The following is a 22,211-nucleotide window of genomic DNA, read 5'->3' as shown; positions in this document are numbered from 1 at the left end:
TTCTCTATTCATGATTTAAACTGTAGTTAATAAACATCATGTAAGGAGTAATTTTTGTATGATGGATTTTCTGGAAACAGGGCTTCGTAAAATAAAATTTAAGGTTGAAGATGTATTTGTCTGCCCGGATCTATATCATGGATGCGATATTGTTGATTTTTCGAAGCTAAAATGGAAAGAGGTCAAATTTTTATCAGAACCAGGTGTTCTTCATACGGATATGGATAAACTGCCTAGGAAAGGCGGTATATATATTTTTTGCGCCAAACATCATTTGCTACCAAGTTTATCCGGACAAATTATGTATATAGGAAGAGCACATTTCAGTAGACAACAAAATTTGAAAAAAAGATGCAGAGAATATTTAACTGAAAACAAAAGACCCAAAGTAATAAAGATGCGTGAGTTCTGGGGCGAAAATCTTCATATTTATTATACTGAACTCGAAAATAATGATGTCATTGATGAAGTGGAAAAAAGACTAATCGAATCAATACATCCTCCATTTTGCTCGGAAATAAAAGATGTGACACTAAGAAAAAGTAAAAAAGCATTTGGTTAGGAGATAAAATATGAGGATCCCAGCGATCAATGCTAAAATTGGTGATTGGAATTATTATATAGCTACATTAACATTTAAGGACTTGGCTAAAAACGTAAAAAGAATTGGAGATGAACTTCATAAATCCAAGACTTTATCTGACATGATTCAGAGAAGTATTACTAAGAATTATCTAAGTATTAAACAGTACCTACTACAAAATGATGAAAGATTCTTTAACTCGGTTGTACTAGCAGTTTATGATGGAGATCCTAACTGGATTGAAGTTGATTTTGACTACAAGGAGACACGATATACCTCAATAGGCCTTCTAGAGTTTACTGGTGATGAAAAAATCTTTCCTGTTGATGGTCAACATCGAATTGAAGGTATAAAGAGTGCTTTAAAGGAAAATAAAGCTCTAGGTAATGAAGAAATTCCAGTAATATTAATAAGTCATAGAAAAACAAAAGAAGGTATGGAGAGAACTAGAAGATTATTCAGTACCTTAAACCGATATGCTAAGCCAGTTACTCCTAGTGAAATCATTGCACTTGATGAAGACGATGTTGTAGCAATAATCACTAGAAGTTTGGTTGAGAACCATGTTTTATTTGAGGGAAACAGAATAAGTCTAGATAAAACAAAAGCAATTTCAGATAAAAACAAGACAGCATTTACTTCGATAGAAACGCTCTATAACTGTAATTTATACTTACTAAAGGCTTTTATGAAAGAACATAATTTGAAATATAATAGAGAGGAGATGTTAAGGAAGAGACCGTCTGGAGATTTCATACAACTGTTCAATGATTATAGTGAGTTATTTTGGAATGAGTTTACTAAAAATATAGATCATGTAAGACAATTTTTGAAGGAAAATAGTAATGCAGCGGCACTTCCATATCGAAATAGTGACGATGGTGGAAAACTACTCTTCAGACCTCTAGGGCTCCAACCCTTTGTGAACAGTATTATTGAGATTAATAAGAAAAATAATCTAACGTATGGTGTAATATTACAAAGAATGAATAAGATTAATTTTAATCTTAATGAATTACCGTGGAAACAAGTGTTATGGAATGATTATGAAAAAGTTATGCTCCCAAAAGCAGATAAATTAGTGACACATTTGTTAATGTACATGTATGATTCGAAATTATTAACAGAGAAAAATGTGAGGGAACTAATCAAGGGTTATGCTGCAAAAATTAATATGGGGGCCACCGAAACAGAAGAATTACTTGAGGAGATAAAAGACATTTCAAAAAAATAGCAATTAATTGATAGAAGTAAGCTTTGATGAGTTTACTTCTTTTTCTAATTATAAAGTTATAGGTCTTATTGTTAGCGTTTCTTTATAACTGCGAGGAGTGGTTATTTTTGAAATACATTTCTATAAATGAACATGCATATTGCTTGATGAGAATATTAAATGCAATTGAGTTCGAAGAAATCTCTCAAGAAGATTTTCAAAATATTACTGACTGGCTGAATATGGCCGCTGGAGTTGAGCAGATAAATGTCATCACTGAAAGATATGATTCATCGATTTTTATATGCAGTGCTTCGCTAGAGTATTCCAATGAGAAAAGTAAATTATGGTCAAAATTATGTGCCGAGTTAGTAATCTTTAATTTTATTTGGGGGAGTATAGAATCTTTAATATTAAAATTTATCACTAAGACCAACGAGGACTCAACTACATATTTAGGTAGAAAGTTTATAAGTAAAAATTATAAGGGGCCAACAATTAAAGGTTTTATTGAGGCGTACAATAAATTGTATAACATATTTCAAGAAGAGTTATCAGAACAAGAGTTGAAAATTATTGAAAGGGAACATCATGCCGCCAAGGGATTGTTTTTAGTATCAAGATTGCGCAATCAATTTGCTCATGGTTCAAGGTTGCTTCCGCTTCCTGAAGATTGGTCTGATGGACTTACAAGGGAAGTGGAAATTATACAACTGAGCTCAAGAATAATATTATTCACAATTCAAATGTTGTTATTGGCTAAATATGGATTTAATGGGTATCGAATTGAAGATCCCGCGTTGTTTGATTTTGGACGATTAGAAGAATCAGTTGACTTGGATACACTTTTAAAATACTTGCATTTTGAAGATTATGATACCAGAGTGTTAGAGCTTTAATAGTAATCACTCAAAATGAACAATTCAATACCCATGTAAATCAAGGGTGCTAACCAACTAGCACAGAATTTATAACTGCCACATGCTCCCGATTGAAAATTTGGTTATTGACGTCGTTACAGATTATGCTGCTTCCCGGCTCGGTCTACCGAACTAAGTATTTACGTTTACTATGAGAGGTGTTGATAGCCTTGCAGACTTTTTTGCAGCATGTGGATTTTGTGAAGCAGATTTTCGAGGTGGTGGTGGAGTAACAAAGGAGGTGGGGGAGCACTCCCTAGTTTGTCAGAGCTGCTCTTTTTTTCTACCCTTGAGTTGTATAATTGAATTAACCGATGAAAGAACAATCCTTCCGTCGCATAAGGTAATCCCTCCCCCCCTTCCATTCTTTGCATTGCCAGTATCACGCGGCCGTGTTAAAATCCCCTCGTGTCATACATAGCATACAGGGGAATCCAACATGCATTTGCGTAAATCGGCACTTATCATTGCGCTGCTCAGCTTGACCTTCTCTTCCGTGGCCGCGGCTCATCCGGGGCGGACCGATTCGAGCGGCGGGCATACCTGTCGAACCAATTGTGAGAAATGGGGCTACGAGTACGGGGAGTACCATTATCACAATGGCGGCGGCTCTTCATCCAGTGGCAGCAGCTCGAGCGGCAGCAGTTCTTCTTCCAGCAGCAAAGCAGCCACGCCAGCTCCTGCACCTAGTACGCCCAAAGAAGTGATTCCTCCAGGAACGGTGAAGGTGACTCTGCCAGCATTCAGCATCGTGGTGAACGGTCAGCAGGTTGCCAACGCTTCCACGGCGTCCCCGGTGATCGTGTATAACGACATCACGTACTTCCCGATGACCTGGAACTACACGCAGGCTCTTGGGTTGGATACGGCGTGGGATGCCAATACGGGCTTCTCGATCCGCAAGACCGACCGTGCCGGTGCCGCGCTGAGCCTGGACTACGGTACGCCGGCCTCCAAGCTGTATGCCAAGAAGCCGGGGTTCAACATCTACGTGAACGATGTCTGGCTCGATAACGCGAAGGAAGAGTACCCGGTGCTTGTCCTGAACGATGTCACCTACTTCCCGATGACCTGGAAATTCGCCGTGGAAGAGCTGGGGCTCCAGATTTCTTTTGCGAACAACACGTTTACAATCTCGAAATAACGCGGAACACCGCTGTAAATCTAAGCCTGTCTTCCCTCGGGAGATGGGCTTTTCAGTTTTCTTCCTTTTCCAACAAATTGAAATCTGGAACGGGTACCGTTCTCCGGCCGCTCGTATTATAATAAAATCAATTAGGTACTAAGCACTAGGGAGGCGCGTTGTATGGCACTGACGGTACCCGAGCACATCCCAAGAAGCGCGACGCCAGGGGAGCGGCTGGTGTTTGAGACATTGAAGCGGCATCTGCCGGATGATTATATCGTCTATTATGAACCGGAGATTCAGGGACGGCGGCCGGATCTGGTCATTATCGGTCCGGACTTGGGGCTGGTGGTTCTGGAAGTGAAGGATTACACGAAGAGCACGCTGTATCAGATCAATCAGGATGATTGGGTGCTGCGGGCATCGGGCAGCGGCGAGATGGTGACGGTGAAGAATCCCTACAAGCAGGCGAGGGACAACGTGCGCCTGATCGCGAACCAGCTCAAGAAGGACAAGAACCTGATCGTGCAGGAGGGGCAGTACCAAGGGAACCTGAAGTTCGCTTACGGGTTCGGCACCGTGTTCACCCGGATGAAACAGGAGGACTTCGTGAAGCTGGGCTTGTACCAGGTCATTGCGCCGGAGTTCGTGCTGTGCCGGGATGAGGTCGACACGGACGATGAGGGGTTCTCGGAGGAGATCCTGCAGGAGAAAATCCACGGCATGTTCACGGTATGGAGCCGGCGGCGGTATATGCTGACGCATGAGGATATTCAGGCGATCCGGTTCCACCTGTTCCCGGAAGTGCGCATAAGCGCGGAGTACAAGGAGCCGGTGTACTACCAGGATCAGCTGCTGCTGTCCATGCATAACATCAAGACGATGGACCTGCATCAGGAGAACATGGCGCGGCAGGTGGGCGACCGGCACCGGCTGATCCGCGGCGTGGCGGGCAGCGGGAAGACGCTCGTGCTGGCGAGCCGGGCGAAGATTCTGGCGAAGGAGCATCCGGATTGGCGCATTCTGGTGCTGTGCTACGGCATTCCGCTGTCCCGGAGCCTCAAGCAGCTTATCGAGCGGAAGTTCGAGGAGCCGGAGGATCTGTTCGACCTGATCGACCAGGCCTCGTCGGAGGGGCCGCGGCGCTGCCCGGTGGAGGTGTACAACTTCCACGAGTGGCTGCGGCATTCCTTCCGCATGAAGGAGGAGGACCTGCCGAACCTGCTCGACAAAATCGCCCGCAAAGAGGCCATCGTCCCCAAGTACGATGCGATCCTGATCGATGAGGGGCAGGACTTCGAGCCGGAATGGCTCCGGCTGCTCAGTGCCTGTCTGAACCCGGACACCCAGTCCCTGCTGCTGGTGGAGGACCGGGCACAGGCGATCTTCAAACGCCGGGTCAGTCTGGCGCAGGAGACGGGGCTGGATTTTCGCGGACGCTCGCGTATTCTCACGATCAACTACCGCAATACGGCGCAGATCGTGCGCTTCGCCTGGGAGTTCTATCAGCGCCACTCGCAGCTGCAGACCAAGGTGCAGGCCGGTTCCGTGGACGGGGTGGAGATCATTCCGCCGCAGGCGACCAAGCGCAGGGGGCCGGAGCCGGTGATCCGCCGCTGCCAAGGCTTCGCGCAGGAGATGGGGTTCGTGACGGAGGAGATCCGCAAGCTCAGCCGCGAGAAAAGGGTGCCTCTGCACGACATCGCGATCCTGTATCGGGTGAAGAATACGCACCAGGCTTCCTATATCGATATGATCCGCCGGCAGCTGGACCGGCAGGGCATTGCCTTCGACTGGATTACGGAGAGCCCGGAGTCGAAGCGCCGATTCGTGAGGCAGGATGACCAGGTGAAGGTCTCGACGATCGACAGCGCCAAAGGGCTGGATTTCCGTGCCGTGTTTCTGGTGAACATTGAGAACATGCCGTTCCCTCTGGTGGATGTGGAGGAGCGGGAGGTGTCTCTGTTCTACATCGGGATGACGCGTGCCCTGGATGATCTCTATCTGACGTACAGCGGGGAGTCGAAGTTCACGAAGTATCTGGATGAAGTGGCTGCGCGGCGGGCGGAGTCGGCGAAGGATGCGGCGGGGAAGAGGATGGGGTAGGAGGACGCGGGGGGAAAAGAGGTATCGTCCGGGCCTATCTAATGGAAGTATGCTATAAATAAAATAAAGGGAGGCCGCTGCCTCCCCAACCTTAGGCTACCGATGCTCATCGGCGGCCTTTTCGCTTTGGCGTGCTCTGAAGGCGTGCACGAACAAATTCACGAGTGCTGCCACCAAGAGGACATGCAGCAGCTCCACTTGAAAACCGCGCAGCCGGTACCCGCTGTATATCACATACCCCAGCAGTCCCGCTGCCGCTGTGGCTGCCCAGATCAGCTGGGTGGAGCGGCGGAGCGACAGCTTGCGGGCGATCCACCTCAGTAGAAGAAACAATCCAACGGCATAGGTTGCGTAGAGGGCAATAAGCAGTGCTGCGCTTAGGGCTAATTCCACAGGTACATCTCCTCCATATCCTTGGTCGATGCTTTGGGGGGATGATGTCTTTTGAACAAATCCGCTGGTAGTCTGTCCCTCTCTATCTATTAAAACATATCCAATAAAAGGAAAACAATGTCTCCATAAAGCTTCCATCACTCATCTCCAGCCTTTCCTGATAAAGCGTTACCAACATAAATAATATGTCACATAAAATAACACTAGTTAAAAATAACGTTGCGACTCTCGGGATTTGTTGGTAGAATCATGATAAATTTATTCTATTTTGCGAGGAGTTGGCCGGATGAGATTGAAAAGCGTGTTAACATTAATGACGTTAACTACCTTCCTGTTCACTGCAGCTTGTGGAACCGAAAGTGCCACGACGGGAAGCGGGACCAGCACCGGATCAGGGACGGCCGGCGGGGAAGTGACGTACAAGATCGCGACGGATGCCAGCTACGCGCCGATGGAGTATATGGATAAGGACAAGATTACCGGCTTCGATATCGATTTCCTGGCGGAGGTCATGAAGGAAGCGGGCTTGAAATATGAGGTCGTGAATGTGGGCTGGGATACGATGCTGGAGAGCGTGAAGCAGGGCAAGGAGTACCAGGCGGGCATCTCCTCGGTCTCGATCACGGATGAACGGAAGCAGACGTACGATTACTCGATCCCTTACTTTGAGTCGACGAACATGATTCTCGTGAAGGAAGGCAGCACGGTCAAGAGTGCGGACGACCTCAAGGGCAAGAAGGTGGCGGTGCAGGGCGCAACGACGGCGGATACGATCATGAGCGGGATCTTAGGCAAGGAAAGCACGGATCTGAAGCGGTTCGAGAGCAACGCGCTGGCGCTGATGGAGCTGGAATCCGGCGGCGTAGAGGCCGTGGTGGCCGATATTGCGATCGTCCGGGAGTATATCAAGAACAACCCGGGCAAGAAGTTTCAGAGCGTCCGCGACGATAAGAACTTCCAGGCCGAATACTACGGCATTCTGTATCCGAAGGGCAGCGAGCTGAAGGCGAAGCTGGACCCGGCGGTGAAGAAGGTGCTCGAGAACGGCAAGTTCGCCGAGGTGTACAAGAAGTGGTTCGGCGAGGAGCCGAACGTGAAGAAGCTGCTGGAGGCCGCAGCGAAGTAAGGCCGTGGGGGAGCATGTGCAGCTTGGCCGCTGTGCATGCTTTTTTCTTCTTAGGGCAGGACGTACGGATGGGTACACAGAAACCATACTTACTTGCGATTGTGACGACCGGGGAGGCACCTTGCGATGGATTTTCGATACGATATCATCTTGGGCTATGCGCCGCTGTTGGGCAAAGGAGTCCTCCTGACGATCGGGCTGTCTCTGCTCTCGATCCTGATCGGCTCGCTGTTCGGGCTCGTGATCGGCTTCGGCCGCATGTCGGGGCAGTGGCTGCTGCGTGTGCCGGCCAAGGCGTATATTCACTTCTTCCGCGGGACGCCGCTGTATGTGCAGATTCTCATCGTGCACTTCGGCGCGGTGCCGCTGGTGATCGGGAAGACGAACCCGATCGTGGCGGCGATCGCGGCGCTGTCCCTGAACTGTGCGGCCTATACGGCTGAGATCTACCGGGCGGGCATCCAGTCCATCGACCGGGGTCAGTTCGAGGCGGCGTACTCGTCGGGGATGACGAAGGCGCAGACGATGCGGCACATCATTCTGCCGCAGGCGGTGAGGCGCATGCTGCCGGCGTTCGGCAACGAGTTCGTGGTGCTCATCAAGGACTCGTCGCTCGTGGCGATCATCGCGGCGCCGGAGCTCATGTACTGGAGCAACGCGATGCGCGGCCAGTATTACCGGGTATGGGAGCCGTATCTCGCGGCAGCGTTCATCTATCTGATCCTGACGTATACGCTGAGCAAGATTTTGGCTCGGGTGGAGGCTCGGATGGGAGCTCGGGTGAAGTAGGAAAGCAGGAGAAGGACAGTTCGCTGGGGGAGCGGGCTGTCTTTTTTTCTTCGAGGGAGGGGGGATAAACAGTGGGGCTGCGTCGGTTGGCGTAGAGCACCAGTGATGGGTTATTCAACGAAGTCCGCTCCGTGCTAAGATGGAAGCATAGGAATAATTATTGGCATAAGGAGCAGTGCCCGAATGAGAAAGCTTGAGCTTACTCTGCAGCAAATCGAACAGATCAGCATGTTGATGGAGACGGACCAGCTCGGTGAAAGGTTCTATTACGATGTCGTAACGGGAGAGATCGATACGAAGGGTCCGGATGATTATGAATGGGAGGAAGAGGAGGAAGGGGAATTCGCAGAAGACGATGCTCGTGAAGTAGATGAGGAAGATGAAGAACTCCACCCCGAGGAGAGATACCTGCAGATTCCTGAACGCAGCTCACGTGATGGGTACGAGCGAATGGAGGATTTTGCCTATAGTATTGGAGCAGGACCGGTGAGAGAAGCGCTGCTTCGTGCTCTGGAAGGTCGTAAAGGGGTGTTCCGGCGGTTCAAGGACAAGCTGGTGGACTATCCGGAAGTGCAGCAGCAGTGGTACGCCTACGAGGAGGAGAAGAACCGGGAAGCGGTCATCGAATGGCTGGAATCCGAGGGCTTCGAGGTGACCGTTGTGGCCCAAAAACGGAGGTAGGGGACAACGCATGAAGCTTGCCGACTTTGAACACTCCGTCGACGGGAAGATTGTAAGCCGGGGGCGGGAGTACTATGAAGACGATTGTGTCATGTCGCTGCGCGAAACGGAAACGAACCGCTATACTGCCGAGGTGGAGGGCAGCGAGGAGTACGAGGTGGAGATCGAGTTAAACGACGGGGGGACGGTGGTCGATTGGGACTGCACCTGCCCGTACGATCTGGGGCCGGTGTGCAAGCATCAGGTGGCCGTGCTGTATGAGCTTCGGGACATGCTGGGCGCGCAGGGAGAGGGATTCAAGAAGCAGGCAGGGTCCGGGAAGCAGGCAGATTTGAAAACACTGCTCTCGGGCTGTAGGCAGGAAGAACTGGTCGATCTCCTGATGGTGCTGGCCAGGGATGAAGGCGTGGAGGAGCGGATCCGGCTGCATCTGGGCCGGGACGATATTGACAGTGCGGTGGAACAGAGCAGGCGGTTAATTCAGACGCATATCGATAATCAGAGACAGCGCGACGGATTCGTAACGTATGCCCGGGTATCGACAGCGGTACGTGGTGCGGAGATGGTGTTGGAGAAGGCGCAGCGGGAGCTTCAAAAGGGGGCTGCGATGCAGGCCGTCCGGCTGGCACTGTGCATCATGGAGGAGATGATTGAGTTCATTCAGGAATGCGACGATTCCGGTGGACACATCAGCCCCTCATGGACATGAGTCTGGGAGTGATCGCGGAGGCCGTGCTTGACGAGGATCCGGAGGGAAGCGTTGAACGAGATTCGCTGTTTGACCTCTTGCTCGAGGAAGCAGCCAAGGAGCAGTACGACGGCTGGTCGGATTGGCGCATTGAGCTTCTGGATGTGTGTGCCAAGCTGGTGGATGGGCCGGATCGGCAGGAGGCTTTTGAAGCGCTGCTGGAAGAGCTGGGGGAGAACGAAGGAACTACCGAATGGAGCCGGAACTATTGGAACGAGCACATCGACCTGATGAGGCTGGAGATCATGATCAGGCTGCAGGGAGAGGCTCAGGCGGAGACCTTCGTGCAGGGGAGGCTGGAGCATACCGGCTTCCGAAAATTGCTATCAAGCAGGCGATGGACCAGAGAAATTATGAGGAGGCGATCCGGCTGGCGCTGGACGGGGAGCAGCTGGATACGGAGCGCCGTCATCCGGGAACCGTGAAGCACTGGAAGAAGCTTCGGCACGAGGCTTACCGTGCTTCGGGACAGCTGGAGGAGCAGCGGAAGCTGGCGGAGGAGCTGCTGCTGGACGGTGACTATGACTATTACTTGAAGCTGAAGTCGACTTATACACCGGAGGAGTGGAAAGGGGTGTACCTGGAGCTGCTCCCGCGGCTCGAACATTCCGGACGCTCCTATTATTTCGATCCGTATCCCCGAATTCTGATCGAGGAACAAGAAACGGCCAGGCTGCTGGATTATGTATCGCGCGAGCCGTCCTTAATAGAGCAATTCTATCCACAGCTGGTCTCTGAGTATCCGGATGAAGTGTACAAGCTGTTCAAGGATTATATTATGCAGACGGCGAAGGCTGCCAGCAACCGCAGCAACTACCGGAATGTGTGCCGGATGATCAGCATGCTGGCTAAGGCGGGGGGAGTAGATGCGGCCAGACATTGCGTAGGGACGCTGCAAGCACTCTATCCGCGAAGGAGTGCGCTGCAGGATGAGCTGAGGAGCGTCAAGTGGAGTTAAGATACGGCAGGGGTCAAGAGGCTCTCCTACAGAGGAGGGCTTTTTTGACGTGGACAATGGCGCACCGGAGATTGACTTTAACCAAGCATGGGAAACCGATCCTGCCAACAGGAGAAGCTCACTTCATTGAACTCTATTATTTTAATTATAACTTTACAGTATGTGACAATATTAGATATTTATCCATAATATTCTATATGATAGAATTCGAATTGTGCCTGATAGAATCGCGGTTTGACAGATTCCCGTGAGGCACGTGTCCGCAGAGGACCAACCAATCGACCAGCATGCTTACACCACTCGCCGCACCAACCATTCCAGTATCGGAGGTAGATGAGGAGAATGAACAAGAAATTTGTGACAGCGCTTGCATTGACGGCTGCAATGTCTGTATCGATGGTGTCCGGTGCCTTCGCCGCAGCGGGGCACGCCAATGTGGCTGCTGTAGGGACGGCGTCTTCGAACAGTTTCTACGGCGTGAGCTACCAGTCTTCTTATTCCCTTGGACAGACGCATTCCCAGATCGCGGTGCTGAAGAACAACCTGCGGGCCTGGCGCGCTTACGGCAGCAACGAGAGCCTCTTCACCGGCGTAGCGCCGATTACGAGCACGAGCGGAACTTTCGACCAGGCGACGAAGGACAACCTGATCGTGTTCCAGCGCAACAAGGGCCTGACGGCGGACGGCATCTATGGGGCGGCAAGCCGTAATGCAATGCACGGGGCTATCGGTTCTTCGCCGAGAGGGTATGTGCGCATCAAGAATACGACCCATTACATCAATTATAACGATACGGCGACAGGCCTCTCGAACGACGGTACCTACAAGCTCGATCACAGCTTCGTAACGCCTTCGACGAAGACGACGCTGGACCAGATCGCGGCAAGCTTCTACGGCACCTACGCCAAAAAGCTCGAGATCAACGACGCCAGCCTGATCGACGGCGCCGACACGCCGGAGCACAGCAGCCACCAGGACGGGAAGTCGGTGGATATCCGCAACTACGGGATGACGGCCGCCCAGGAGAAAAAAGTCCTGGAGATCGCGGTAGCGAACCCGAATGTATCGCAGGTGCTGTTCTATACAAAGCATGGCCTGACGAGCTCCAAGATTGTGGTGCGTTCCGATCATGCGGATCACTTCCATCTGAGCACCGTGAATTAATCGGCTTAACCGCTGTAGAGTGAAAAAAGAGCTGCCCGCGTTTCTTCGAGACGCGGTGCGGCTTCTTTGCTTTTTGTATGGGTATCGGGCAAGAGGAAGGATCACGCTGAGAACGGACGGCCCATATCAAAAAGGGACGCCCCCGCCATACGGCAGGGAGCATCCCTTCAACTGCTGCTGTAAGCCGGTCGCTAAGCGATCGACGTCGGGGCGTCGAACGGCGAAGCATACCCGCTGATCCCGGAGAGGATGCGCCGGGCCTCCTCGTCCGTCATGCTGCCGAAGCGCTGCGCCGCATCCACGATCTTCGGGAAGAGGTGCACATCGCCGGCTGTCGCGAAGCCGACCACCGAAGGGAACGAGAGCACGAAGTGCACGCACGCGTCGAGGACCTCCTGCTGGTGGAACGGCTCGTACCACGTGGCGAAGTCACGCTGCTGGTCCGGGGCCCAAGGGCCCTTGGCGACCGCCTTGATGACGCGCACGGCGGTGTTCTGCCGGCCGGCTTCCTCAAGCAGCCGGTCGAAGCCTTCCCTGTACTCGGGCAGCGAGTACAGGTAGTAGTTCAGCGGCAGCAGCACGGTGTCGAACGGGAAGCGGCGAAGCGCTTCCAAATGCGTCGCCGGCGCGCCGTGGCCGTGGCCTGTGATGCCGATGGCGCCGACCAGGCCTTCGTCACGGGCTTCAAGCAGCGCTTCGAGCGCACCGCCGGAGCGCGTACAAGCATCGAGCTCGCTGAGGTCGCCGACGGCGTGAAGCTGAATGAGGTCCAGGTAGTCCGTCTGCAGCCGCTCCAGTGAGCGGTGAATCTCGGCCTTGGCCTTGTCTTTGGTGCGTTCGCCGGTCTTCGTCGCGAGGAAGATCTGTTTGCGGATCTTCGGCATCCACGGGCCCATCCGCAGCTCGGCATCCCCGTAGCTCGCGGCGGTGTCGAAGTGGTTGACGCCGTTCTCCAGCGCATGCGCGATGGAAGCGTCCGCTTCCTCCTGGGTAACATTGCCCAAGCTGGCCGCCCCGAACATGACGACGGAGCTTTCGTGGCCGAGCCGTCCTACTTTGCGTGTTAACATGTGCATCTCCTCCTTTCCCTAAGCTTACCGCAGTTTGTTCGGAAGATAAACAATCAGTTGTAAACGATTTAGATGTATTCGACCTGCTCTTCGTACCGCTCCATGCGCTCGTACCGCATCCAGCTGAATTGTTCCAGTCCGGTCAGGGACTTGAAGATGTCGACATCGGCGCCCCCCTGCAGGAACGATTCGGCCGTCAGCAGCCCGCGCAGCGCTTCTATGGTCTTGTCATCGAAGCCGAACAGCTTGAAGTCTTCCGGGTACACGGTCTCAAAATGCTTCCGCACGGCAGCAGCATAATTGTCACCCTCGGCAAGTTCGTCCTCGATCTGTTTTTGAACAGCCTCGCCTTCTTGGGTCATCAAGAAGGATAGACGTTTGTCCGGATACCGTTCGCGAAAGATCTTAAGCATCAATTCCGCTTCCATCTCGTATGGGACATGAGCGTAAGAAAACACATCTTCCTCGCTCCAGATCTCATAACCCCAGTGGTGGTCGCCCAGATTGTAGAAATATAGTGCAGGGCATTCCGAAGACAGGGCGCTTAGAAACTCCTCGGGCCCGTCCATCTCTCCGTCCTGTTTGGTAAATACTCCAACCCACTGGTCGTTCAACGGCAGGATCGGCCGACGAACCCTTCGGGGCATGCTTTCGAATCTTATCGATGTGCTCGCTGCGCACCACTGTGCCATAGGTAAATTCGCTCATGGGGATGTTCCTCTCATCTAGTAGCCATTCAATCTCTCTAAATTATATAGGAGGTTAATGATGGATGTCCTTACGAGTTAATAGAATTTTCATGGGGGCACGGCACCGGAGGGGCGGGGGAGAGGCGGGCGTGATGAAAGATGTGGTGGCGTCGCCTATGTGATGTTTTGCATCGCATAAGGTAGGCCGTGGGGCTGTGAGTGGGGATATGCGATGTTTAACATCACATAAAAGCGCCTTTTGCGCAAAACGGTCGGTGACATGAGCTTATGCGATGTTTTTCATCGCATAAGGAAGCTGGAGTCGCTGTAATCCGAGTTATGTGATGTTTAACATCGGATAAAACGCCGTTTGCGGAAAAGTGGTCGGTGACATGAGCTTATGCGATGTTTTTCATCACATAAGGAAGCTGGAGTCGCTGTAATCCGAGTTATGTGATGTTTAACATCACATAAAGCGCCGTTAGTGGAAAAACAGCCGGTGACATTAGCGCATACGATGTTTTCCATCGCATAAGGAAGCTGGAGTCGCTGTAATCCGAGTTAGGTGATGTTTAACATCACATAAAAGCGCCTTTTGCGCAAAACGGTCGGTGACATGAGCTTATGCGATGTTTTTCATCGCATAAGGAAGCTGTAGGAGCTCTGAGTCGAAATATCTGATGTTTACTATCAGATAAAGCCGAAGTATGCGGAAATTGCCATCACATCAGCTTATCTTCTCATCGCCCATGCTCACGCCGGGCTGCGCCCTATGACGATGTCTCAGCATCGGATCAGCACTCCCCCTCAATCCCCCTCAAGACTAAGCGCTTCACCTTCTCCCGCGCGCCCCAATCTTGATTTTCTCCACCTCACCTGAAGATTTTCACCTAAAAAAAGCAAACCTGACTCCTTAAGTTCCCGCATTGTTGAAAGCGTGCGCTTACGAGATAATACCTTTATAAAAGACGAGGGGGAACTCAAGTGAACAAACGTAAAACCTTGAAGGCAGTACTCGCAGGAACGATGGCTATCTCGCTGACTGCATGCGGCACCGGCGGGGAAAGCACCGGCAGCACCGGAGCGGCCGGCGGCGATGCGGGCAAGGATGCGAAAAAAGATAAAATCACGATTACGTTCCAGAATATTTGGCCGGATGCAACCGATCCGAAAAATAAATTGATGAAGAAAGTCGTAGCCGACTACGAAGCGAAGAACCCGAACGTCAAGATCGAGCTCGACTCCCTGAACACGGACCAGCAGAAGATGAAGCTGAAGACGCAGGCTGCTTCCAAGGAAGTGCCGGACATCACGGTCGTGAACCCGGCCGAGCAGATGAAGCCTTTCGTCGAAGCGGGCCTCCTCGCACCGCTCAATGACATGCTCGACCAGAACGGCCTGAAGGGCACGTTCCAGCAGGGGATCCTCGACTACTACAGCTTTAACGGCAACACGTATGCGGTACCGGACGGCAATAACATCGGCGTCGTGTACTACAACAAGGAGCTGTTCGAGAAGGGCGGCGTGAAGATTCCTACGACGTTCGAAGAGATGGTCGAGACCGTCAAGACGCTGAAGTCCAAGGGCATCCAGCCGATGGTCATCGGGGAGAAGGATACGTGGACGGGCTCGTTCCTCTTCATGAACATCCTTCTGCGCACGAATAACGGGCCGGGCTTCCTGAAGGACGTAGCGGCGAAGAAGAAGACGTTCGAAGATCCGGCGTTCGTTGAAGCGGTATCCAAAATGCAGGACCTGATCCAGGCCGGCGCATTCCAGGAAGGCGTAACGTCCTTCGACTACAACGCGGGCGAGAACCTGTTCAAGACGGGCAAAGCGGCCATGTACTACATGGGCTCCTGGGCGACGGGCGGCATCGAGACGTCCTCGGTTAACGGCAAGGTCGGCGTGTTCAAATTCCCGACGGTCGGCGGCAAGGGCAATCCGGACGAGTACATGCTGGCGCCGGGCAGCGGCTTCGCGGTATCCGCGAACTCCAAGCACCTCAAGGAAACGAAAGACTTCCTGAACTACCTGATGATTAACTATCCGAAAGAAGCGTTTGCGAACAAAGGCGCCGTAGGCGTTGCCCAGACCGTAGAAGGCGACTTCAAGGCAGCCGGCTACTCCGATATGGCCGTTGAGATCACGAACCTGTTCAAGAGCGTCAAGGGCGGCGACCTCGCATTCGACAACTCGATGAACCCGGGCACGTCCCAGGCGCACCTGACGTCGATCCAGAACCTGTTCGTACAGAAGAAGGAACCGAAGGACGTGGCCAAGGAACACCAGACGGCGTTCGAAGCCAACAATAAGTAAAGTTCTGTTCTTGTAAGGAGAGGGACTGACGGATGCCAGTCCCTTTTTCCATAAGCATCGGGCCGTGTATGACCTGTCGGAGCGGCCGACCCAACAACCCAACAAGGAGGCGATCCTCATGAATGTATTAAAGGTACCCGGCCGTACGATCGCTGTATTCATACTGCCCTGCCTGCTGATCTACGTCGGTCTCGTCTTCGTGCCGATTCTGGTGTCGTTCTACAGCTCCCTGCTGGATTGGAACGGGATCGGGGCTTCGAAGTTCATCGGGTTCGACAACTATGTGCAGATGTTCACGGCGGATCCGGTATTCTGGCCGGCTGTCAAGCGCACCCTGATGTTCGCGGTCTTCTCCATGGTGGAAATTCCGGTGGCCCTCTTCGTCGCCATTCTGCTGAACCGCTACATCCGCAAGCCCAACTTCCTCGTATCGAGCTATTTTCTCCCCGTCATCCTCTCGGTTGTTATCGTAGGTCAGCTGTGGAAAACGATCTACAACCCTGCATCGCTGGGCGGGATGCTGAATCAGGTCCTGATGGCGGTCGGTCTGGAGTCCTGGACGAAGGCATGGCTGACCGATCCGAGCGTAGCGATGTATGCCTTGTATATCGTGGCCCTCTGGCAGTATCTGGGGTACCACGTGCTGATCCAGTTCACAGGCATTCAGAACATCCCTTCGGAAGTGTATGAAGCGGCCAAGATCGACGGCGCGGAAGGCTTCACCGCCGACCGGTACATCACACTGCCGATGGTGGTGCCGATCTTCAAAATCTCCATCGTCCTCGCGTTCATCGGTTCCCTGCAGGCCTTCGACATGATCATGGTCATGACGGGCGGCGGCCCGGCTCACGCCACGGACGTGATTGCAACACTCATGTACAACATGTCGTTCCTGTCCATGAAATACGGCTACGGCAGTGCGCTGGCTTCGTTCCTCGTGGTCCTGTGTCTCATCGCCACGGTCATCATCAACTTCCTCTTCAAGAAGCTGGAGGCAAGATACACGTAACCGCCGCAGGCAAGAACCGATAGAGAGGGGCTTCCGCTTATGATGAAGCCTCCTAGTAGAAAGGAGAATTCGGATATGAGTGCAGGGATGAATGCCATCATGGAAAAACCGAGGCCGGAGGTCCGCGCGCGCCGCAGCAGCTTCGGGATTGTCAAAAGCGGCGTGCTGCTCTTCCTCTCGACCTTGGTCGTCACCCAGCTGTACCCGCTGCTCTGGCTGTTCACTTACTCGCTGAAGACCAACGAGGAGATTCTTTCGGGCAGCTTTTTCTCCCTCCCGCAGGTCGCGCAGTGGAGCAACTATACGGATGCGCTGGAGGCGGGCAATTACTGGCGCTACCTGTTCAACAGCTTCTTCGTCACCTCCGTGACGATGGCGAGCGTGATCGTGCTGGCCGCGATGGCCGCTTATGCGATTACCCGCTTCCAGTGGAAATACGGCCAGCTCATCATGCTGATCTTCCTGCTCGGGATGATGATTCCGCTGCAGTCGACGCTGCTGCCGCTGATGATTATTTTCAAGAACATGGGCATCCTGAACACGCACCTCGCCCTGATCCTGCCGTATGTCGCATTCTCGACGCCGCTGGCGGTGTTCATCCTGTGCGGGTTCCTGAAGACGATCCCGCATGAGCTCGAAGAGTCGGCGGTGATGGACGGAGCGAATGTGTACCGCACCTTCTGGAGCATCATCCTGCCGGTGTCGGTGCCGCCGATCATGACCGTCTGCATCCTGACGTTCATCAACATCTGGAATGAGTACATCCTGGCTTCGACGTTCATCTCGGCGGAGCGGCTGAAGACCCTGCCGTTCGGCGTGAACAGCTTCGTCAGCCAGTACTCGGTTAACTACGGGGCCATCGGCGCGTTCCTCGTGCTCGGTGCGCTGCCGGTCATCGTGATCTACTTCCTGCTCTCCGAGAAGATCACCAAAGGGATGGTCGCGGGAGCGGTGAAGGGGTAAGCAGCTGCATATCGGCTTCATGTTCATAGGGACGGAACCGTCACCGGAATTCGTACTGCCAAGGCTTGTGATGGCAGCGATTCTCCGGTGCCACGGGGCCGTCCTTGTGGTATGATTGGCGGTATACAGCCCAGAATTCGGAGAAAAGAGGGTGGGGGCATGGCGCGGGGCATCCACAGTATTCATAACCGGTTGTTCGTGCTTTTTCTGCTGAGCATGCTGTCGCTGCTGCTGATCGTAAGCGCTCTATTCTACCAGCGGACGACCGACCAGGTGCAGGACAAGGTTAGCGAGATTGCACGCAAGAACGTGTCGCAGACCGTCGGCCTGTTCGATCTGCTGCTGCAGGGCTACGACAGCCTGTCGAAGTCGATCTCGGGGAACTTCGACCTGCAGCGGCTGGTGGCTGAGCCGGGACCGAAGGACCCTGCGCTGCGCTTCATCACCGAGCGGACGATCACGAACACGCTGGGGGCGATCTATTACTCCCGGGAGGACATGATCGGCATCCATGTTATCTCGTACTCGGGCCCGATCTACAGCTACGGCAATTCGATGAGCGTCATCGACCCGGACTATGCGGATTCGGCCTGGTACAAGGAGCTGCAGGAGTCGACCGGGGAGATCCGCTGGTTCGGGGTATCTCCGAATTCGGTGATCGACCAGCTCGAGAAGCGGCCGGTGTTCGCCTTCGGCCGGCAGCTCTACGATCTGTCCCAGCATAAGCCGATCGGCGTCGTTCTGATCGAAACGGATGCGGACCAGGCGCTCGCGGCGCTCTCGAACCTGAAGCTCAGCCCGAACTCGGAAGCGTACATCGTCTCGCCGGACGGCCGGGTGATGGCGTCGACGATTCCGACAGGTGTGGAGAGCAGGGGACCCGCGCTGGTGCCGGAGGATATCCCGAGACCCGCCTATGAGGGGGATGTGGTCGTCGACCCGAAGGACGGGCGGCTCGCGGTGGCGGGGCGGCCGGAGATGGCCGACTGGACGGTGCTCAGCCTTACCCCGGACAGCGACATGAACGTGGAGCTGGATGAGACGCGGAATTTTATCCTCATCATGCTCTCGATCCTGATCGTGGTGGCGACCGCGCTGGCGACGTTCGTGTCGCGTACCATTTCCTCGCCGCTGAAGCGCTTGATCCAGGAGATGAAGCAGGTCGAGATGGGCAACTTCCGCGGGCTGCTCCACGTCAAATCGTATGAGGAGATCAATATCCTGGTATCGTCCTTCAACCAGATGGTGCACCGGATGGACGATCTCATCGAGCGGGTGAAGCTCTCGTCGATCTCCGAGAAGAACGCGCAGCTGCAGGCGCTGCAGAGCCAGGTCAACCCGCACTTCCTGTACAACACGCTCGATATGATCTACTGGATGCTCGATGAGAAGGAGAATGACCGGCTCGGCCGCGTCGTGCTGTCCCTCTCGCATATGTTCCGCTACAGCTCCCACTGGGAGGGCTCGTCGGAGGTGACGCTGCGCGAGGAGCGCGACCAGATGCGGCACTACCTGACGATTATCAAGAGCCGGCTGGAAGGCCGTCTGACGGTGTACGTGGACATGGAGGACCGGTGGCTCGATTACCGTCTGCCCAAAATGACGTTGCAGCCCATCATCGAGAATGCGGTGAAGCACGGGCTGGAGCCGCTGAACTGTGAGGGCGTGCTGCGCGTGTACACGGAAGCGTCGGACGGCAGCCTGCATATTGTGGTCCAGGACAACGGACCGGGGATGGACCGCGACACGCTGCAGCGGCTGCAGGAGACGCTGACGGGCGAGACGCTAAGTGCGGCCAAGGAGCTGGCCGAGGTGGATGCGGCGGCGGATGCCCCTGTGTCGGCAGCCAGGGCCATGGCACCGAAGGGACGCAGGGGCATCGGGCTGCAGAACGTGCACCGGCGGCTCGTGCTCATGTTCGGCGAGGCGTATGGCGTGCGGGTGAGCAGCAGTCCGGGCGAAGGCACCGTCGTAACGGTGGTGATGCCTCAGGTGCAGGTTCAAACGCCGGCCCAGGCGCAAGCACAGGCGCAGGCCATCCGAGGGGTCAGCTAGAGAGGAGGACAACGTGATGAACATACTTGTCGTAGACGACGAACCGATCATCCGCGACGGGATCAAGCGGACGATCCAGAGCCGCTTCCCGGACCATACGGTACACCTGGCTCCTTCGCCGGAGGAGGCGGCGGGCGTGCTGCGGTCTCAGCCGATTCAGCTTGTGCTGACGGATATTCTCATGCCCGGCATGACCGGGCTCGAGCTCATGAACGTATCGCGGGGCCTCCATCCGAACGTGAAGTGGGTCGTGATCTCCGCGCACTCGGAGTTTGCTTATGCCCAGGAGGCGGTGCGGCTCGGCGCGCGGGATTATCTGCTGAAGCCCGTGGGCAAAGACCAGCTCGCAGAGCTCATCGGCAAGATCAGCGATGAGCTCGAGCAGGAGACGCAGGTGTCGGAGGAGGCGGAGCTGTTCAAGAGCTCGCTGAAGTACCTGCGCGAAGCGGTTTTCCAGCGCTGGGCCTCGGGGCTCGATATCGGGCGGATCGACATGCTGTCGGTGATCGACAGCCATCCGCAGTTTCATCTTGTGATGGTGAAGATGGACAGCGACCGCAAGGTCAACCTCGAGCACTACATTATCGAAAATGTCCTCACCGAGCTCATCGAGGGCAGCGGGCACGGGTTCGTCGCCTCCTACGACAGCCAGAGCCTGATCGGCCTGGTGACGCTCGCCGAAGGGGGGCGGATCGATTCGCTGATCGCCGACCTGAAGTCGCACCTGAAGACGTACCTGCGGGTACCGTTCCAGGTGATGCATACGGGTCTGCTGTCCGACTTCGAGGCGATCCCGGCGGAGGTGCAGCGGATGCGGCAGGCCTCGGCCACACAGGTCTACGACCACGACACCCGCGGCGGGGACAAGGCGATCGAGGTGGCGCTGCAGTACATCAAGACCCACTACCAGGACGACTTATCGCTCGAGAAGGTCGCGTCGGTGGTGTTCCTGAACCCGGTATACTTCTCCCAGCTCTTCAAGCAGAAGACGGGCCAGGGGTTCAAGGAGTATGTGATCCACCTGCGCCTCGAGCAGGCCAAGCAGCTGCTGCAGAATCCGACGCTGAAGCTCGCCGACATCGCCGAGCGCATCGGCTACCAGGACATGCGGCATTTCACGCAGGTGTTCCGCAAGCGCTTCGGCGTTACGCCGACGGAGTACCGCCAGGGCGGCGGGGCGGAGTCGGTGCGGTAGGGCGCGGGCGGAAGAGCGGGGAGCCGTGGGGAAGGCCGGGGATTGCGACGATCCCAGTAACAGGTAATAAGAGTGGGGAGCGGTAAAGCGTTCCTAAACTTCGTATGATCCGAGAACCTCCCGCATATCGTGGTAGTAACCATTCGATAGGCGGGAGGTTTTGAGTGTGCCGGTGCCCGATGCTTTTGTGGCGCGTTCGCTTGATGAGATCCGTTTTTGGTCCCGGATTATGAAAGAGCATTCCCTGTTCCTCAAGCTGGGCTTTCGCTGCGAAGATACGCAGCTGATCCAGGAGGCGAATTACTTCTACGGCGTGTTCGAACAGATTGAGCAGCAGGCTCATGCCTACCCTGTGAACGTCGATCCCCAGACTATCCGGGCGTTCAATGTGCAGGTGCAGAGTGCAGCCTCCCACATCTGGGCTTTTAAGCGCAAGGTGCTGGGTCTGATCCTGCACTGCCAGCTTCCGGGAGGGAACAATTTTCCGCTGCTGGTGGATCATACGAGCCGGGAGGCGAACTATTTCCGCAACCGGTTGGCGGAGCTCAATGAAGGGCGGCTGGATCCTCTGCCGGATGCGATTATCAACGAGAATGTGTTTTTCCTCCGGATCATGGCGGACCATGCCAAGTTTATCAGTCATCTGCTGGATCCCTCCGAGCGGCAGCTGGTGGACCAGGCACGGGGGTTCAGTTATGATTTTGACCAGCTCCTGTTCCAGGCCAGAGATCTTGAATCCATGCGGCCGCAGTCGCATACGGTTCCTCTCCTGGACCAATTCCTCGATCAGAACCGGGTGTCGGTGCAGTCGCTGCGCGATTTCAAGAGAACCGCCCGGGACCTTATCGAGGCCTGCCGGATCAAGAGCATCATTCACCCGCTGCTGGCGGACCACACGTTCCGGGAGGCGGAGCGGTTCCTGGAGATTATCGACGCGTTCGAGGGGCATCTCTCTCTCGTGCAAGGGGCTTCAAAGGAGCCGCGGGAAGACGAAGAGCAGGAGGGGCAAGGAATCCAGGGAGTTCCCGGATTGCAGGACCACCATCATTGAACCGAACCTGCTGCGAAGCGGGAATACGAAGATCCGCCTGTGGGCGGGTCTTT

At 54.2% G+C, this 22,211-nt stretch carries 21 protein-coding genes; 18 read left to right on the top strand and 3 right to left on the bottom strand.

Annotation, left to right across the window (positions count from 1 at the left end):
• Nucleotides 1-58: 58 nt before the first annotated feature.
• From PM3016_RS32760 to PM3016_RS32740, 5 genes are all read left to right on the top strand, one after another.
• On the top strand, nucleotides 59-562 hold the full coding sequence (locus tag PM3016_RS32760; protein WP_014372348.1) for a GIY-YIG nuclease family protein: 504 nt from the start codon (nucleotides 59-61) through the stop codon (nucleotides 560-562).
• Between the two features lie 10 nt (nucleotides 563-572).
• Nucleotides 573-1,817, top strand: a complete 1,245-nt coding sequence (locus PM3016_RS32755; protein WP_014372347.1) for a DNA sulfur modification protein DndB — start codon at nucleotides 573-575, stop codon at nucleotides 1,815-1,817.
• A 107-nt stretch (nucleotides 1,818-1,924) separates the two neighbouring features.
• The gene (locus tag PM3016_RS32750; protein WP_014372346.1) at nucleotides 1,925-2,695 is read left to right on the top strand and encodes a hypothetical protein; all 771 of its coding nucleotides are present in this window, start codon (nucleotides 1,925-1,927) and stop codon (nucleotides 2,693-2,695) included.
• A gap of 460 nt (nucleotides 2,696-3,155) precedes the next feature.
• The gene (locus tag PM3016_RS32745) at nucleotides 3,156-3,860 is read left to right on the top strand and encodes a YHYH domain-containing protein (RefSeq protein ID WP_014372345.1); all 705 of its coding nucleotides are present in this window, start codon (nucleotides 3,156-3,158) and stop codon (nucleotides 3,858-3,860) included.
• Between the two features lie 162 nt (nucleotides 3,861-4,022).
• On the top strand, nucleotides 4,023-5,948 hold the full coding sequence (locus PM3016_RS32740) for a 3'-5' exonuclease (RefSeq protein WP_014372344.1): 1,926 nt from the start codon (nucleotides 4,023-4,025) through the stop codon (nucleotides 5,946-5,948).
• 96 nt (nucleotides 5,949-6,044) lie between these two features.
• Here the strand turns inward: PM3016_RS32740 and PM3016_RS32735 are convergent, their stop codons facing one another.
• Complete coding sequence (locus PM3016_RS32735; RefSeq protein WP_014372343.1) at nucleotides 6,045-6,341, bottom strand: hypothetical protein; 297 nt, start codon at nucleotides 6,339-6,341, stop codon at nucleotides 6,045-6,047.
• 286 nt (nucleotides 6,342-6,627) lie between these two features.
• On the opposite strand from PM3016_RS32735, the gene PM3016_RS32730 reads away from it, so the two are divergent.
• The 7 genes from PM3016_RS32730 to PM3016_RS32705 all read left to right on the top strand — a co-directional run bounded on the left by PM3016_RS32730 (nucleotide 6,628) and on the right by PM3016_RS32705 (nucleotide 11,807).
• Nucleotides 6,628-7,467 (top strand): basic amino acid ABC transporter substrate-binding protein, encoded by an 840-nt coding sequence (locus PM3016_RS32730; RefSeq protein WP_014372342.1) that lies wholly within the window; start codon nucleotides 6,628-6,630, stop codon nucleotides 7,465-7,467.
• A 126-nt stretch (nucleotides 7,468-7,593) separates the two neighbouring features.
• Nucleotides 7,594-8,256, top strand: a complete 663-nt coding sequence (locus PM3016_RS32725) for an amino acid ABC transporter permease (protein WP_014372341.1) — start codon at nucleotides 7,594-7,596, stop codon at nucleotides 8,254-8,256.
• A 183-nt stretch (nucleotides 8,257-8,439) separates the two neighbouring features.
• A complete protein-coding gene (locus PM3016_RS32720) occupies nucleotides 8,440-8,937 on the top strand; it encodes a UPF0158 family protein (protein ID WP_014372340.1) in 498 nt (165 codons plus the stop codon).
• Between the two features lie 10 nt (nucleotides 8,938-8,947).
• Complete coding sequence (locus PM3016_RS40570; RefSeq protein ID WP_238540381.1) at nucleotides 8,948-9,646, top strand: SWIM zinc finger family protein; 699 nt, start codon at nucleotides 8,948-8,950, stop codon at nucleotides 9,644-9,646.
• The gene (locus tag PM3016_RS40565) at nucleotides 9,637-10,110 is read left to right on the top strand and encodes a hypothetical protein (RefSeq protein ID WP_238540380.1); all 474 of its coding nucleotides are present in this window, start codon (nucleotides 9,637-9,639) and stop codon (nucleotides 10,108-10,110) included. The genes PM3016_RS40570 and PM3016_RS40565 overlap by 10 nt, the downstream gene beginning before the upstream one ends.
• Nucleotides 10,023-10,643 (top strand): hypothetical protein, encoded by a 621-nt coding sequence (locus PM3016_RS40560; protein WP_238540379.1) that lies wholly within the window; start codon nucleotides 10,023-10,025, stop codon nucleotides 10,641-10,643. Before PM3016_RS40565 ends, PM3016_RS40560 begins: the two co-directional genes overlap by 88 nt.
• 342 nt (nucleotides 10,644-10,985) lie before the next feature.
• On the top strand, nucleotides 10,986-11,807 hold the full coding sequence (locus tag PM3016_RS32705) for a peptidoglycan-binding protein (protein WP_014372338.1): 822 nt from the start codon (nucleotides 10,986-10,988) through the stop codon (nucleotides 11,805-11,807).
• Between the two features lie 191 nt (nucleotides 11,808-11,998).
• Here PM3016_RS32705 and PM3016_RS32700 read toward each other — a convergent pair whose 3' ends face one another.
• Both PM3016_RS32700 and PM3016_RS32695 read right to left on the bottom strand, forming a co-directional pair.
• The gene (locus PM3016_RS32700; protein WP_014372337.1) at nucleotides 11,999-12,877 is read right to left on the bottom strand and encodes an aldo/keto reductase; all 879 of its coding nucleotides are present in this window, start codon (nucleotides 12,875-12,877) and stop codon (nucleotides 11,999-12,001) included.
• Between the two features lie 68 nt (nucleotides 12,878-12,945).
• Nucleotides 12,946-13,524 (bottom strand): hypothetical protein, encoded by a 579-nt coding sequence (locus PM3016_RS32695; RefSeq protein ID WP_238540378.1) that lies wholly within the window; start codon nucleotides 13,522-13,524, stop codon nucleotides 12,946-12,948.
• A 1,026-nt stretch (nucleotides 13,525-14,550) separates the two neighbouring features.
• Here PM3016_RS32695 and PM3016_RS32690 point away from each other — a divergent pair.
• From PM3016_RS32690 to PM3016_RS32665, 6 genes are all read left to right on the top strand, one after another.
• Nucleotides 14,551-15,885 carry an extracellular solute-binding protein gene (locus PM3016_RS32690; RefSeq protein WP_014372334.1) on the top strand — a complete coding sequence of 445 codons (1,335 nt, stop codon included), beginning with the start codon at nucleotides 14,551-14,553 and terminating at the stop codon, nucleotides 15,883-15,885.
• A gap of 118 nt (nucleotides 15,886-16,003) precedes the next feature.
• On the top strand, nucleotides 16,004-16,894 hold the full coding sequence (locus PM3016_RS32685; protein ID WP_014372333.1) for a carbohydrate ABC transporter permease: 891 nt from the start codon (nucleotides 16,004-16,006) through the stop codon (nucleotides 16,892-16,894).
• 75 nt (nucleotides 16,895-16,969) lie between these two features.
• Nucleotides 16,970-17,857 (top strand): carbohydrate ABC transporter permease, encoded by an 888-nt coding sequence (locus PM3016_RS32680; RefSeq protein WP_014372332.1) that lies wholly within the window; start codon nucleotides 16,970-16,972, stop codon nucleotides 17,855-17,857.
• Nucleotides 17,858-18,016: 159 nt separating this feature from the next.
• On the top strand, nucleotides 18,017-19,912 hold the full coding sequence (locus PM3016_RS32675; RefSeq protein WP_014372331.1) for a cache domain-containing sensor histidine kinase: 1,896 nt from the start codon (nucleotides 18,017-18,019) through the stop codon (nucleotides 19,910-19,912).
• Between the two features lie 16 nt (nucleotides 19,913-19,928).
• On the top strand, nucleotides 19,929-21,107 hold the full coding sequence (locus PM3016_RS32670) for a response regulator (RefSeq protein ID WP_014372330.1): 1,179 nt from the start codon (nucleotides 19,929-19,931) through the stop codon (nucleotides 21,105-21,107).
• A gap of 166 nt (nucleotides 21,108-21,273) precedes the next feature.
• The gene (locus PM3016_RS32665) at nucleotides 21,274-22,158 is read left to right on the top strand and encodes a DUF2935 domain-containing protein (protein ID WP_013920736.1); all 885 of its coding nucleotides are present in this window, start codon (nucleotides 21,274-21,276) and stop codon (nucleotides 22,156-22,158) included.
• Nucleotides 22,159-22,211 lie beyond the last annotated feature (53 nt).

The sequence above is a fragment of the Paenibacillus mucilaginosus 3016 genome, assembly GCF_000250655.1.
GTDB classification, from domain to species: Bacteria; Bacillota; Bacilli; order Paenibacillales; family NBRC-103111; genus Paenibacillus_G; species Paenibacillus_G mucilaginosus.
Note: the sequence above shows the minus strand (reverse complement) of the source record. Positions and strands in the feature narration are given on the sequence as shown.